This is a genomic window from Desulfovibrio sp. 6_1_46AFAA, assembly GCF_000224635.1.
GTDB classification, from domain to species: Bacteria; Desulfobacterota; Desulfovibrionia; order Desulfovibrionales; family Desulfovibrionaceae; genus Desulfovibrio; species Desulfovibrio fairfieldensis.
On record NZ_JH114300.1, the window covers coordinates 741,950 to 755,809 of the forward strand.

Sequence of the window (13,860 nt, forward strand, 5' to 3'; positions counted from 1 at the left end):
AGAGAGAGAGAGAGAGAGAAGGCATAAAAAAACCCTCCAAAATCAGTAGGTTGCGCACATTTTGCTTTCGCAAAATCTATCTGCCGCGCAAGTCCCCATATCTGGAAGGAACTCTACGAGCCCTCTATCTATTAAGACTCGTGTTTGTTGAATATCCATTAATGACAATCATGTCAACCGCGCAATCAAGGCCGATCCGTTCTTCCATGTGACGCGAGGGCATAAGGCCGGCTCCGACTGCTCCGCGTATCTTTCCACAGCTCAGGGATATTCTCCACGCCACGCCCGCGCTTGCCATCATTCGCGCTCTCTGCCAGTATGCGGAACACGTTTTTTTGCGCGTCCCCCCTTTCCCCAGCAGCCGGAGGGCTCTTTTGCCGCGCCTCGCACACAGGTTCAGCGCCCTTGTCACCCGTTTCATGGGCGCCATCATCATCGCCTGCTCGGCCCTGGCCCTCTGGAGGCCCGGACTGTTCGCCTGGGTGGCCCCACATGTGGCCCCGCTGCTGGGGGTGATCATGTTCGGCATGGGCATGACCTTGCGCTGGGAAGATTTCAGCCATGTTTTTCTACGGCCGCGCGACATTGTTCTGGGTCTCGCGGCCCAGTTCGGCTGCATGCCTCTGCTGGCCTTTCTGCTCTGCCGCCTCTTCCGCTTGCCGCCGGATCTGGCCATGGGCGTCATTCTGGTGGGCACCGCGCCGGGCGGCACGGCCTCCAATGTGCTGACCTTCATCGCCCGCGGCGACGTGCCCTATTCCGTGGCGCTCACCGCCGTGGCCACCTTCCTGTCTCTGGGCCTCATGCCGCTGCTGACCTGGCTGCTGGGCGGCGTCTGGGTGCCGGTGGACGTGTGGGGGCTGTTTCTTTCCATCGTCAATATCGTTTTGCTGCCGGTGCTGCTGGGCCTGACCGCCCACCGTTTTTGCCGCCCCCTGACGCAAAAGGCTCTGCCCTTCCTGCCCCTGCTCTCGTCCCTGGTCATCACCCTGGTGGTGGCCGGGATCATCGCCGTCAACGCGGAGCGCATCCTGCACGCCGAAGCCTCCGTGTTTCTGGTGGTTATTGTTCATAATCTGCTGGGCCTGGCCCTGGGCTACATCCTGGCCCGCGCCTGGAACCTGGGCGAAAGCCGCGGCCGGGCCCTCTGCCTGGAAGTGGGCACGCAGAATTCAGGTCTGGCCACGGCGCTGGCCCTGACGCATTTTTCACCGGCCTCGGCCATTGCCGGAGCCCTGTTCAGCGTCTGGCAGAACATTTCCGGGGCGCTGCTTTCCAACTATTTTCACACCCGCCCGCTCGGCGCGGCAACAACAAAGGAGCAGGCATGAACAGCCGCTTCCTCCCCATTCTGGGCGGCACCATGATTGTGGCCGGTACGGCCATCGGCGCGGGCATGCTGGCCCTGCCCATGATTTCGGCGGGCATGTGGTTTTACTGGTCCGTGGGCCTGCTGCTGGTCTCCTGGTTCTGCATGTTCCGCTCCAGCCAGGCCATTCTGGAAGTCAATCTGCATTTTGAACCCGGAGACAGCTTCCACACCCTGGTGCGTGAGCTGCTGGGCCCGTTCTGGAGCACGCTCAACGGCCTGGCCGTGGCTTTTGTGCTCTACACCCTGGTATACGCCTACGTCAGCGGCGGCGGTTCCGTGGTCCAGCAGAGCCTCGCGCCCATACTGGGCAGCACGCCGCCCCGCCTGCTCTCCAGCCTGCTCTTCGCCCTGTTGCTCACAGTCTGCGTCTGGTGGAGTTCCAAGATGGTGGACCGCCTTTCCGTGCTGCTCATGGGCGGCATGGCCCTGTCCTTTCTGCTCTCCATCAGCGGCATGATCGGCCATATCCGCCTGGACACCCTGCTGGACGCCAAGGGCGGCGGCGGCCGGGCCATCTTCATCTGGGGAGCTGTGTCCACCTATCTGACCTCGTTCTGTTTCCACGCCTCTGTGCCGAGCCTGGTCAAATACCTGGGCAAGGAACCCCGCACCATCAACGCCTGCCTGCGTTACGGCACGCTCATCGCCCTGGTCTGCTATCTTTCCTGGATCGTGGCGGCGGACGGCAACATCCCCCGCGAGCACTTCAAGGCCGTCATCGCCGCCGGGGGCAATGTGGGCGATCTGGTGGCCGCCGCCGGGAACAATCTGAACAGCGTCGTCCTGCGCCTGCTGGAAGCCTTTTCCCTGTTGGCCGTGGCCACGTCCTTCCTGGGCGCGGGCCTGGGCCTTTTTGACTACATGGCGGATCTGTGCAATTTTGACGACAGCCGCCTGGGACGCACCAAAACCCTGTTGATCACCTTTGCGCCGCCCATGCTCTGCGGCCTGATCTGGCCGGACGGCTTTTTGCCGGCCATCGGCTGGGCCGGGCTGGCGGCCTCCATCTGGTCCGTTATCGTGCCCGCCCTGCTCCTGAGGGCCGGGAGACGACGGTTCGCCGCGCACGGCTATGCCGCGCCGGGCGGCGCGCTGCTTGTGCCTCTGCTGTTGTTGTACGGCATTCTTGTGGCCGTCTGTCATACGCTTTTTGTCTTCAAACTCTTACCCATGTATCAGTAAAGGAGAAGGTCATGAAAAAGGAAGTCGTCAGCACCGATAAAGCGCCCGCCGCCGTTGGCCCTTACAGCCAGGCCATTCGCGCGGGGGACATGCTTTTCCTTTCCGGCCAGGTGCCTCTTGATCCGGCCACGGGCAAGCTGGTGGAAGGCGGCATTGAGGAACAGGCCGCGCGGGCCTGCAAAAATCTGGCCGCCGTCCTGGAATCCCAGGGCCTCAGCCTGGACAATGTGGTCAAAACCACGGTCTTCCTCACCGACATCAGCAAATTCCCGCTGGTCAACGAAGTCTACAAGCAACACTTCAAGGCTCCCTGCCCGGCCCGTTCCTGCGTGGAAGTCAGCGCCCTGCCTCTGGGCGTGCAGGTAGAAATTGAAGCCATCGCCGTGGCGTAAATTCCGCCCAGCCGACTGACCTCAAACCCGGTTTTCCAGCGGGCGGAAGAGCCGTTGCGCTTTTCCGCCCGCTTCGTGCCAGCGCGGCTTCGCGTTGAAATCGGATACATTTACGCCGACGCGGCCCTCACCTCTTCCCTCATGCCCGCTTCTTTCCCATGCTGCATATCCTCGCCACCAGCCTCTCGCTTTACGTCATTGTCCGCCTGATTCTGCCGCTGCGCCTGCCGCTCTGGCTCAAGCTCGTTCTCAGCCTGCTGGTGGTGCTTGTCGCGCTGAAGCTCTACTTTTTCCGCATGGCCTTCGGCACCATGATGCCGGAGCTGCCGCGCTGGCTGACGGCCGCCACGGGCGTGCTGCACGGCTCGCTGATCCTGCTGATCATCCTCTGCGCATTGCGCGACGCCCTGCTGCTGGCCCTGTGGATGGCGCGCAAAGTTCTGCCGCATGTGCCGACGCTGCCGTTTTCCAACGGTGAGTGGGCCTCGGGTCTGCTGGCGCTTTCCCTGCTTCTGAGCGCCGTGGCCGTCTGGCAGGCATTGCGCGTGCCGGACGTGCGCAAGCTCAGCCTGACCCTGCCCCGGCTGCCGCAAGCCCTGAACGGCCTGCGTATCGTCCAGCTTTCGGATCCGCACATCAGTTCCGGATTTCCACGGGACTGGGTCCAAGCCGTGGTGGACAAAACCAACGCGCTCAAGCCGGATCTGATCGTGATCACCGGCGATCTGGCCGACGGCCCGCCCGCCTGGCGAAGCGGTGATCTCGCGCCGCTGGCGGACTTGCGCGCGCCGCTGGGCGTGTTTTCCTGCACGGGTAATCATGAATATTATTGGGGCTACCAAGGCTGGATGGCGAAAAGCCGCGAGCAGGGCATCAGGCCTCTGGAGAATGCCCATGTGGTTCTGGAAACTCGGGGCCAAAAGCTGGTGCTGGCGGGCGTCACCGACCAGGCCGCCCCGGCCTTCGGCCTCCCCGGCCCGGACATGCGGCGGGCCCTGGAAGGCGCGCCCCGAAACGCCGCGCGCATCATGCTGGCCCACCGGCCCCGCCTGGTGGAGCAGAGCGCTCAGGAAAACGTGGATCTTCAGCTTTCCGGCCATACCCACGGCGGGCAGTTATTCGGGGTCAACCAAATTGTCGGCTGGTTCAACGACGGCTTTCTCGCGGGAACCTATCATGCGGGACGCACTTTGCTGTATGTGAGCCCCGGCAGCGGCCTGTGGACGGGCTTTCCCCTGCGCCTGTTCGTGCCCTCGGAAATCACGGAAATCACGCTGCGCAGCGGGAAAAACGGATAATCTCCCTGAAAGCATACGGGAACCGGCGTACATCCCCCTTGCCATTTTCCGGTCTTTGCAAAATAGTGAGTTATGTTCGCTTCCGGCTGAAAACGGGAAAAGGTCACGCAGATGGAAAAAGAATGGTCTGAAAGCCGGGCGGGGCGTTTTGCCCTGAGCCTGCAAATGCGCCTGCTGCAACAATGCCTGGCGGCGTGGCCGAGGCGGGGCAAAAGCCTTTTGGAAGTCAACTGCGGCGAAGGCCTGTTCCTGTCCCTGCTCTGGGAATGCGGATTTGACGTGACCGGCACGGAGCTGACGCCCGCCCTGCGGGCGCGGGCCGCGGCCACCGCCCCCGCCGGAACCGAAGTGGAAGCGGCTGCGGATGACCATCTTCCCTTTGAGGACAATGCCTTTGACTGGGTCGTTCTGCATGTGACGGCCGCCGACGGCGACGGCCTCGCGGCCAGCGCGCGCGAGGCCTTGCGGGTGGCGGCGCGGGGCCTTACCGTCACCTTCTGGAATGCCGCGTCCCTGCCCTGGCTCTGCCGACGCCTGAGCGGCCACAAAACAGTCTGGCCCGAACCGGCCTACTGCTGGTGGCGAATCTGGCGGCTGCTCAAGGCGTTCAAGGCCGGTCGCCTGACCGGCCTGAGCACTCTGGCCGGTCCGATCCGCACCTGGAACAGACAATGCGCCGCCGCGCCCTGCAATGCCTGGCTGCGCGGCCTGCCCGTGGGCGCCTGGGGCGCCATCCGTCTGGATCTGGTGCCGCTCAAACCGGTGACGCCGCTGCCCCTGCGTCTGGGGCGAGGACGTCTGCGCCGCCCCGAGCCGGTACTGGAATGCGGTCAGAAAAATTTAGTGAGATGTCACGCCTCACCTCTCGGTTCGGCGTGAAGATCGCACAGCAAAAACTATGTTTTTTGCTGTGCTTACGCCGCCTGCGGCGGCGCGCAATCCCTTGCGGGTTTGCGGCATGTGTCGCTGACGCGACACTGATCTCTCCCCTCAAAAAACGCGGGAAAAGCGCATGAAACTGCCCCTGCTCTCGACCCTGGCCGCGCTGGCGCGCGAACACGTCCTGGCCCTGACCGTGGCCCTGCTGGTAGCGGCCCTGGCGGCGGGCGGCTTTTACGGCTGGCGCTATTACCAGTATCGCCAGAGCAGCGAGTACGCCTTTGTCCGTCTGCAAGGGGCCCTCTCGCCGCCCAAGCCGGAAGAACTGGCTCTGCGCGTGGACTTCAACACCCTCTCCGGACATTTGGCCACAGCCGTGGCGCGGAACTTTGCCTTTTTCAAACAGGGGCCGGACCAGATCCGCAGCCTGAAAGACATTATCCAGACCGGCCTGCTCAAAAAATTTCTGAGCAAGGAGGAACCAGCCAAGGGCCACGTGGAGAAAGAGGAAAACCCCGAAAAGCTGCTCCAACAGCCGTTGACCTTGCTGCCGCCCGATTTTCTGACCCAGTTCATCGCCAATCTCGGCATGCGCCCTGCTGAAAACGGCACGGTTCTGCTTTCTTCCAGCATCCGCCATCCCCTGCTGAACCAGACCTTTCCCCTGGTCTTGAGCATGGAAAAAGGCCCGGACGGCTGGATCGTCCGCGATCTGGTCAACGCCGACGAGTTGACCAGGCAGTTCCGCGACGCGCTGCAGGCGCGCCTGACCGCCCGCCACGATGTGCTGATCCGTAAAAATGCCGCCACCAACAAACGCATGGACGGCATCCTGCCCCTGCAATCCTGCACGGCCAGCGCGGGCCTGCTTTCAGACGGCAAAACCCTGGTCCTGGTGGCGCATGTGCTGGCCCGCAATACGGGCGACGTTTCAGTGAACAATCTGGATCTGGACGCCACCTTCAGCGGCCCGGACGGCACGAAGCTGTTGCGCCGCTTTCTCAACGCGGCCCGGCCCGTCGCGCCGGGCGAGGATTTCGACCAACGCTGGAGCATTGAGCTGGACGGACAGAGTCCGCAGGGCCGGAGTCTGCTGGCCGCCGGGCCGTTGACCTGCACGGCGTCCTGGCGCACACTGGGGCTGAGCAATGCCGAAGTGCTGCATATCGTCGATGTGCCCGACATCCTGAAGGCCTGCAACAAGCCGGGGCACCATCACTTCCTGGGCTTCTGTCTTTCTCCCATCTTTCAGAACTGATTCCATCCAACCAGAGTGGATTAACGTTGAGATTGTACAATCTCAACGTGTTGGAGACGCCCGCATCGGCATGCAACAGCGCAAATAAATTGCGCTGACGCCTGTCTCCGCTGTCGCCATCCGGTCGCGCTTTCCACTTCCGGATAAAAAAGTTCAAAACGCTTGCCTGGAAGTGGAATAGGGGAATATTTCAGCAGCTTACCCGGCAAAGTGAAAAAATATGACTTTTCTCTCCAGGGCATCTGTGCCATAGTTCACCGGATCAGAGCCTAAAAGTATTCGCCGGCGCAAGACCGGCCTCATTTACGTAAGGAGCCGCACATGCAGGGCCGCAGCCGTTCCATCCATCTTTCCGTGCATATTCACAAAGACCCCGCCGCCATGGCCGAGCGAGCCGCCCACATTCTGGCGGCGGCCTGCGAAGAGGCCGTGGCCGAGCGCGGCGTGTTCAAGATCGCCCTTTCCGGCGGCCAGACCCCCATCCCTCTCTTCCGCCTGCTGGTCGCCAGCGACTGGGCCGACCGCCTGCCTTGGGACAAAATGACCTTTTTCTGGGTGGACGAGCGTTGCGTGGGCCCGGAACATCCCGAAAGTAATTACGGTCTGGCCCGGCGCGAACTGCTCGGCCAGGTGCCGGCCACGCACTTTTTCCGCATGCGCGGCGAAGCGGACCCGGTGGAGGCCGCCGTTAAGTATGAACAGCAGATCCGCCATGACTTCAATCTCGGTCCGCAGGAACTGCCGCGTTTTGACTTCATGCTTCTGGGCATGGGCGAGGACGGGCACACCGGCTCCATTTTCCCCAATTCTCCGGCCCTGGCTGAAAAGAAGCGCCTGGTCATCGACCAGTACGTGCCCGAGCGCAAGGCCGACCGCCTGACCCTGACCCTGCCGGTCATCAACAATGCCCGTTGCTGCATGTTTCTGGTCACCGGCGCGGAAAAGCACGACGTGCTCTCCCGCGCCCTCAACCTGCTGGCCGAACCCACCCTGCCCGCCCAGATGGTGCGGCCCGGCATCGGCGATCTGATCTGGGTGGTGGACGAAGCCGCAGCCACCGGCAAATAGGGCAGTTGGCACATTTCATGCAGGAACGGTTCTGGACGCTGCCCCTCAGGGGCGTATTCCCTCTTTCATCATTGCGCCGCCGGTTATTGCATCGGCGGCGTTCATTTTCTCAAGGCCCCGCAGAATGCGCGCCTTGCAGGTCAGTTCCGGGCGGTATTCAAAATGCATGAGGTCATACTCGTGCCATTTGCCGCCCCAGATGAAACCCTCCGCTTCAAAAGCGGCCACAATGGCCGAAGGGTAGCTCTGCTGCATGGGATGCGGCCGCAGGCGGCTCCAGCGCCAGTAAGGCGCGCGCCGGGCGCTCAGATCCAGAGCCACGCCGTAGGCATGCGGGCTCAGACGCTGTTCCCCGGCCACGCGCCGCCACAGAAAGCCGCCGTCCGTCTTGAGCAGGGCACGCAGTTCCGGTTGTTCGCGCACGGACTCGGCCAGACGCGGCTCCACCTTTTGCAGGGCTCGCGCCGCGGTTGCCGCCAGACGGACAGGCTGCCCCAGCACATGCGCCGTGCGCAGCCCCTTGCCCACCTGTCGGGCGTCTGAGCCATATAAAGCCGCCAGCAGAGCATAGGAGCGCCGCCGTCCCGGCGCCACGCCTTCCGGCGTGGCCGGGCGTTCCGGCTCCAGCGGGTAGAGATCGGCCATGCTCGCGCGCACGTCCACATCCCATGGGTCCGCCGGAAATTCCCGGCCCTCGCCCTCACCCCGCGCCCGGCTGTACAGCACGCGGCGGCCGTCGGCCAGCACCAGCCATTGCCCGCCGTCGCCGTCAGGCTCCAGGGCGCGCACAACCGGGTAGGCCAGGCGCAGACAATAGAGATTGACCGCATCCTCTGCGGATGCCTCCTGAACCGGCGGCCCGCCCCAGGCGGCGCGCGGCGCGCAGCAGAACAGACAGTAACAAAAAAGGAAGAAACGGCGCATGCGCCAGCCTGACCCGGCCCGCCCGCGCTTGTCAAGGCGGGCGCTTTTGCGTACATCAGCGGCCATGCCTGCCTGGAAATTTTTCATTGCGACCTTCGGCTGCAAGGTCAATCAGTACGAAAGCCAATCCCTGCGCGAAGCCTGGCAAAAGCTGGGCGGCGAGGAGTGCGACGTGCCGGGCGAGGCCGATGTGCTCTGCGTCAACAGTTGCGCCATCACCGCCAAAGGCGAGCGCGACGCGCGCAATGCGGTCTTCCGCCTGCGGCGCGAAGCCCCGGCGGCCCGCCTGATCCTTACCGGTTGCGCGGCCCGCCTGTTCACGGAGTTCCGCCCCCGGCCCGGCGCGGCCTGGGCCGAACCGGACCTGCTGGTGCCGCAAGAGGACAAGAGCCGCCTGCTGCGCGGCCCCTGGCCGGAGGGGAACGCGCCCGGCCTTCCGGCGGCGGAGAGCATCCGGGCTGAAGCGCCGGCAAATTTCCCTCCCTTCCGGATCAGCAGTTTCCGGCGCGCCCGGCCCGTCCTCAAAGTGCAGGACGGTTGCGCGCACCGCTGCACCTACTGCATCGTGCCGCTCACACGCGGCAGGCCGCGCAGCCGCGCCCCGCAAGAGGTTCTGGATGAAGCCCGCCGCCTGCTGCGCGCCGGGCACGCCGAACTCATGCTTTCCGGCGTCAATCTGCGCCAGTACGGCCGCGACGTGCCGGATTACGGGGGTTTCTGGGATCTGCTGCGCTTTCTGGACGGACATCTGGCCCCGGAATTCGCGGGCCGGGCCCGCTTGCGGATCAGCTCCCTGGAACCTTCGCAGTTGGACCGGCGCGGCCTGGAAACCCTGACGGCCTGCCGCATGCTCTGCCCGCATCTGCACATCTCGCTCCAGCACGCCAGTCCGGCGGTGCTCAAGCGCATGGGGCGCGGCCACTACACAGCGGGCATGCTGGAAGAAGGCGTGGCCGCCCTGGCGGCCCACTGGCCGCGCATGGGTCTGGGCGCGGACATTCTGGTGGGCTTTCCCGGCGAAACAGACGAGGATTTGAGACTGTTGCTGGAGCTGGTCCAGCGCCTGCCCCTGAGCTACGCTCACGTCTTCCCCTACTCACGGAGGCCTGGCACGGCGGCGGAGGCCTTTGCCGGGCATTTGCCCCAGGCCCTCAAACTCCGACGCGCGGCCGAGGTGCGCGCGGCCGTGGCGCGTCGCCACCAGGACTTTCTGCGCGACCAGCTCGCCCTGCCGCGCATGTTGGTGGCCGCCGACATTCTGAAACACGCCCCGGCGGGAGCGGATGCCGGAATGCCGGAAACCGGCGGCCCCAGCGGCCTGTGCAAGGGCGTCAACGAGTTTTACGCCCCCTGCTTTTTCCGGGCTCCGGCAAACGGAACGGTCAGTCCCGAGGTCCTCTCCGGCCTGCTGGCCGCGCGGCCCGTGCGGGCCACGGAAAAAGGCCTGCTGGTGGAACTGATGTCTGATTTTTCACATTAGGGGCGGCATAGCCGCCATAAGTCAGAGAAATTTGAGAGCATACCTAATTCGAAATTTTTATAATCAGACACTAGAAGCAGAACAGTCATGAAAAAGGGGACCGTGTGGTCCCCTTTTTCATGACAATACGCGTTGCGTGCTTACACGCTGATCTTGCCGCCCAGCAACTTGATGAAGGCCGCGATCCAGGCCGGATGCGCGGGCCAGGCCGGAGCCGTGACCAAATTGCCGTCCACCACCGCGTTGGTGAAGGTTTCGTTGGTGTCGGCCCAGGTGGCTCCGGCGTCCACCACATCCGGCTTGACCGCCGGGTACGCAGTGCAGGTGCAGTTTTTCAGAATTCCGGCGGAAACCAGGATCTGCGGGCCGTGGCAGACCGCCGCGATGGGTTTTTCAGCCGCGTTGAATTCGCGCACGATTTCCAGCAGCCTGGGGTTCAGGCGCAGGTATTCCGGCGCGCGGCCGCCGGGCACCACCAGGCCCGCGTAGTCGGCGGTGTTGACCTTGTCGAAGTCGTAGTTGATGACGAAATTGTGGCCGCGCTTTTCAGTGTAGGTCTGGTCGCCCTCAAAGTCATGGATGGCGGTCTTCACCGTGTCGCCGGGCTTTTTGCCGGGGCAGACGGCGTGCACTTCATAGCCCACCATCTGGAGCATCTGAAAGGGCACCATCACTTCGTAATCTTCCACAAAATCTCCGGCCAGCAACAGAATCTTTTTCATTGTCTTTACTCCTTGGGCATGCCCCGACAGGGGCCGCCCCACATGGCCCCGGCGGGGCCCGGTTGACGGGTTCGCGGCAACAGAGGGGGATATGCCGCCCTTGCCTTGCCGATACGCATTCTTATATATGCAGGCAAAGCCCGTCGGCAAGCCCCCACTGCGGGGTTACACGGGCGGAAATTCCTGCTGCTGGAGGATTCTCATGCCCATGTACGACTTTCTCTGCACTGCCTGCGGAGAAAAATTCGAGGAACTGGTCGCCGGAGACGGCGCGTCGCCTGCCTGCCCCAAGTGCGGCTCCAATGCCACCGAGCGCCAGATGAGCGTTCCGAGCCCCCTGAAAACCGGGGCTTTTCCCTTCAAGCCCGGCCCGGTGCGCCCCATGGGCGGGGGTATGCCCTCCTGCGGCGCATCCGCCGGAACGGGCGGCTGCGGCGGCAGCGGCGGTTTTTCCTGAGGCAGTTGACCGCAATCCGTGAGATTGCTTCGCACAAAGGCCCTCGCACACGCGGGGGCCTTTCAAGCTGATAACAAACCCCGCTTGCGCGGTGTTTGCACCGCCATCGGCTCTCGTTTTCAGGAAAACTTGCCGGGCGGAAAGGCACAAAAATCAGTCGCTCACGGCACGGCAAAGCCGTGACCTGCTCCTGATTTTTGGCCGCGTTGACAAAGTCAACGCTCCGAAAGCACCCCACGCACGCGGGGCCTTTCTTGCATTCCCCCGGCCCTTGCTCTACACTTCCCGAATATCTTTTGCAGCAGGAGAAACTATGCTCCGCAGTATGACCGGATTCGGACGCTGTCTGGTGGAAAACGCCAACCTCACCCAGCAATGGGAGGTTAAAAGCGTCAATGGCCGCCACCTGGACCTCAAGTGGCGCTTGCCCGTGGCCGTGCGCAGCCTGGAGCCGCGCCTGGAAAAAGTGGTCCGGCGCTTCGCCTCGCGCGGCCGGGTGGACATCAGCCTGATCCTGCAATACGCGGCCGGTTCCGCGCCCAGCCCACGTTTCGACAGCCTGCAGGCCGCAGCCATGCTGGAGAGCCTGCACGCCCTGGCCGCCTCGCGCGGCGAGGACTTCGCGCCCGACTACAACGCCCTGCTGCAGATATCCTCTCTGTGGGGCGACACCGGCGAAGAGCTGGATGAAAACGTCGTCGCCCTGCTGGAGGAAGGTCTGGCCCTGGCTCTGGAAGATTGGAATGAAGCCCGCGCCACCGAAGGCCGGGCCCTGGCCACGGACATGCACTCCCGCATTCTGCGCATGCAGGAATGGACCGGCCTTATCGCCGAACGGGCCCCGGTCATCAAGGAGGAGCGGGCCAATACGCTGCGTGAGCGCCTGGGCGAGGTTCTGGCCCAGAGCGGACAGGAGCTGGAGGAAACCCGCCTGCTTCAGGAAGTGGTCATTCTGGCCGACCGCCTGGACGTCAGCGAGGAGCTGACCCGCCTGAACACCCATCTGGAACGCCTGGGCAATCTGCTGCAAAGCGGCGGCGACGCCGGGCGGAGGTTGGATTTCACCCTGCAGGAATGCTTCCGCGAGATCAACACCTGCGGCAACAAGCTGCCGGACGTGCAACTTTCCCGCCTGGTGGTGGATTTCAAAAACGAACTGGAAAAATGCCGCGAGCAGGTCCAGAACCTGGAATGATCCCATGCCCGGCGACAGACTCATTAACATAGGTTTCGGCAATTACGTGCTGGCCGGACGGGTGGTGGGCATTGTCAGCCCGTCCTCGTCGCCCATGAAGCGCCTGCGCGAGGACGCGCGGGCCGAGGGGCGGCTCATTGACGCCACCCAAGGGCGCAAGACGCGCTCCATTCTGGTGACGGATTCCAACCATGTGATCCTCTCCTCCATCCAGCCCGAAACCATCAGCCAGCGTTTTACGCAGGAGGAAGGGGCCTGATGCGGCGTGAAGGCATTGCCCTGGTTCTGAGCGCTCCGTCCGGAGCGGGCAAGACCACCTTGATCAAGCGGCTTCTGGCGGAATTTTCTCATTTCGGCTACTCGGTATCCTGCACCACACGTCAGCCGCGCCAGGGGGAAGTGCACGGCAAGGATTATCTTTTTCTGAGCCGGGAGGATTTTGAAAGCCGCCGGGCGCGGAACTATTTCGCGGAGTGGGCCGAGGTGCACGGCAATTTCTACGGTACGCCCCTGGAGCCGGTGAAGGACATGTTGCGCCAGGGCCAGGACGTACTTTTCGACATTGACGTGCAGGGCGCGGCCCAGCTCAAGCTGACGCTCGACGAGGCCGTCTTTGTCTTCATCCTGCCGCCGAGCATGGCGGAACTGGAACGCCGCCTGCGCGGGCGCGGCCTGGACGACGAGGCCACTATTGAACGCCGCCTGAACAACGCCCGCCGGGAGATTCTCGAGGCCCGCTGGTACGACGCCCTGGTGGTCAACGACGACCTGGACGCGGCCTATGACGCCCTGCGGGCTGTCTATCTGGCCGCCGCCATGGCTCCGGCCCGCAATCCCCGGCTGGTGGAAGAACTGCTCGCGCGCTGAATCCCGCAAACGCCCCGTCACAACAAGGAAGACAATGGCCCAGCTTATCGTCGCTCTGGATCTGCCCCGCAAGGATGCGGCCCTCTCCCTGGCCCGTGATCTGCAAGGCCTGGCGCCCTGGTGCAAGGTGGGCATGGAGTTGTTCACCCTGGCCGGGCCTTCCCTGCTGGAATCACTCAAGAGCCTGGGCTTCCGGGTTTTTCTTGATCTGAAGTTTTACGACATCCCGCATACCGTGGGCCAGGCCGTCAAGGCCGCCGCCGCGGTGGGCGTGGATCTGCTGACCCTGCACTGCCAGGGCGGCGAGCGCATGTGCCGCGAGGCCCGCGCGGCCGTGGACGGCCTGGCGGCGGACAGCCCCGCGCGCCCCCTGCTTTTCGGCGTCACGGTGCTGACCAGCTTCGCGGAGGGCGAAATGCCCGGCATTGCCGCCGCCCCGGCGGATTTCGCCTTGAGCCTGGCGGCCGGGGCCGCCGCCTGGGGCCTGGACGGCGTGGTCTGTTCCGGCCTGGAAGCCGCGCGGATCAAAACGGCCTCGCCCGGCCTGCTTTGCCTCTGTCCCGGCATCCGCCCGGCCGGGGCCGCCGCCGGCGATCAGCGCCGGGTCATGACCCCGGCCAGGGCCGTTGCCGCCGGAGCGGACTTTCTGGTGGTCGGCAGGCCCATTCTTGAAGCGCCGTCCCCGGCCAAGGCCGCGCGGCGCATCCTGGCGGAAATGGACGCCGCCGGGTAATTTACTGATTTCTATGGAAATCAGTCACCATCG

Annotated in this window: 15 protein-coding genes; 13 read left to right on the forward strand and 2 right to left on the reverse strand. The window is 64.0% G+C overall.

The features are described 5' to 3' along the window. The first annotated feature begins 374 nt into the window (after window positions 1–374). From HMPREF1022_RS02975 to pgl, 7 genes are all read left to right on the forward strand, one after another. On the forward strand, window positions 375–1,331 hold the full coding sequence (locus tag HMPREF1022_RS02975) for a bile acid:sodium symporter family protein (RefSeq protein ID WP_009301811.1): 957 nt from the start codon (window positions 375–377) through the stop codon (window positions 1,329–1,331). After that, window positions 1,328–2,554, forward strand: a complete 1,227-nt coding sequence (locus tag HMPREF1022_RS02980) for an aromatic amino acid transporter (RefSeq protein WP_008684664.1) — start codon at window positions 1,328–1,330, stop codon at window positions 2,552–2,554. The genes HMPREF1022_RS02975 and HMPREF1022_RS02980 overlap by 4 nt, the downstream gene beginning before the upstream one ends. An 11-nt stretch (window positions 2,555–2,565) precedes the next feature. After that, entirely contained in the window at window positions 2,566–2,946 is a 381-nt protein-coding gene (locus HMPREF1022_RS02985; RefSeq protein ID WP_009301813.1) for a RidA family protein, read from the forward strand. Window positions 2,947–3,104: 158 nt separating this feature from the next. Beyond that, entirely contained in the window at window positions 3,105–4,244 is a 1,140-nt protein-coding gene (locus HMPREF1022_RS02990) for a metallophosphoesterase (protein WP_009301814.1), read from the forward strand. Window positions 4,245–4,355: 111 nt separating this feature from the next. Continuing rightward, window positions 4,356–5,123 carry a class I SAM-dependent methyltransferase gene (locus tag HMPREF1022_RS02995; protein WP_009301816.1) on the forward strand — a complete coding sequence of 256 codons (768 nt, stop codon included), beginning with the start codon at window positions 4,356–4,358 and terminating at the stop codon, window positions 5,121–5,123. A 133-nt stretch (window positions 5,124–5,256) separates the two neighbouring features. Then, the gene (locus tag HMPREF1022_RS03000; protein ID WP_008684673.1) at window positions 5,257–6,381 is read left to right on the forward strand and encodes a hypothetical protein; all 1,125 of its coding nucleotides are present in this window, start codon (window positions 5,257–5,259) and stop codon (window positions 6,379–6,381) included. 321 nt (window positions 6,382–6,702) lie between these two features. Further along, window positions 6,703–7,449, forward strand: a complete 747-nt coding sequence (gene pgl, locus HMPREF1022_RS03005) for a 6-phosphogluconolactonase (protein ID WP_008684675.1) — start codon at window positions 6,703–6,705, stop codon at window positions 7,447–7,449. Between the two features lie 45 nt (window positions 7,450–7,494). Here pgl and HMPREF1022_RS03010 read toward each other — a convergent pair whose 3' ends face one another. Further along, entirely contained in the window at window positions 7,495–8,460 is a 966-nt protein-coding gene (locus HMPREF1022_RS03010) for a M15 family metallopeptidase (RefSeq protein ID WP_232221534.1), read from the reverse strand. Between HMPREF1022_RS03010 and HMPREF1022_RS03015 the strand changes: the two genes are divergently transcribed. After that, a complete protein-coding gene (locus HMPREF1022_RS03015) occupies window positions 8,438–9,853 on the forward strand; it encodes a MiaB/RimO family radical SAM methylthiotransferase (RefSeq protein WP_009301821.1) in 1,416 nt (471 codons plus the stop codon). The two genes, HMPREF1022_RS03010 and HMPREF1022_RS03015, sit on opposite strands and share 23 nt — an antisense overlap. A 140-nt stretch (window positions 9,854–9,993) precedes the next feature. On the opposite strand, the gene HMPREF1022_RS03020 is transcribed toward HMPREF1022_RS03015, so the two are convergent. Beyond that, the gene (locus HMPREF1022_RS03020) at window positions 9,994–10,575 is read right to left on the reverse strand and encodes a DJ-1/PfpI family protein (RefSeq protein ID WP_008684680.1); all 582 of its coding nucleotides are present in this window, start codon (window positions 10,573–10,575) and stop codon (window positions 9,994–9,996) included. Between the two features lie 202 nt (window positions 10,576–10,777). Between HMPREF1022_RS03020 and HMPREF1022_RS03025 the strand changes: the two genes are divergently transcribed. The 5 genes from HMPREF1022_RS03025 to pyrF all read left to right on the forward strand — a co-directional run bounded on the left by HMPREF1022_RS03025 (window position 10,778) and on the right by pyrF (window position 13,827). Then, a complete protein-coding gene (locus HMPREF1022_RS03025) occupies window positions 10,778–11,032 on the forward strand; it encodes an FmdB family zinc ribbon protein (RefSeq protein WP_008684681.1) in 255 nt (84 codons plus the stop codon). A 313-nt stretch (window positions 11,033–11,345) separates the two neighbouring features. Continuing rightward, the gene (locus HMPREF1022_RS03030) at window positions 11,346–12,227 is read left to right on the forward strand and encodes a YicC/YloC family endoribonuclease (protein WP_008684685.1); all 882 of its coding nucleotides are present in this window, start codon (window positions 11,346–11,348) and stop codon (window positions 12,225–12,227) included. A 4-nt stretch (window positions 12,228–12,231) separates the two neighbouring features. Beyond that, the gene (locus HMPREF1022_RS03035; protein ID WP_008684688.1) at window positions 12,232–12,486 is read left to right on the forward strand and encodes a DUF370 domain-containing protein; all 255 of its coding nucleotides are present in this window, start codon (window positions 12,232–12,234) and stop codon (window positions 12,484–12,486) included. Continuing rightward, complete coding sequence (gene gmk, locus HMPREF1022_RS03040) at window positions 12,486–13,094, forward strand: guanylate kinase (protein ID WP_008684690.1); 609 nt, start codon at window positions 12,486–12,488, stop codon at window positions 13,092–13,094. The genes HMPREF1022_RS03035 and gmk overlap by 1 nt, the downstream gene beginning before the upstream one ends. A 34-nt stretch (window positions 13,095–13,128) precedes the next feature. Then, the gene (gene pyrF / locus HMPREF1022_RS03045; RefSeq protein WP_009301830.1) at window positions 13,129–13,827 is read left to right on the forward strand and encodes an orotidine-5'-phosphate decarboxylase; all 699 of its coding nucleotides are present in this window, start codon (window positions 13,129–13,131) and stop codon (window positions 13,825–13,827) included. The last annotated feature ends 33 nt before the right edge of the window (window positions 13,828–13,860 follow it).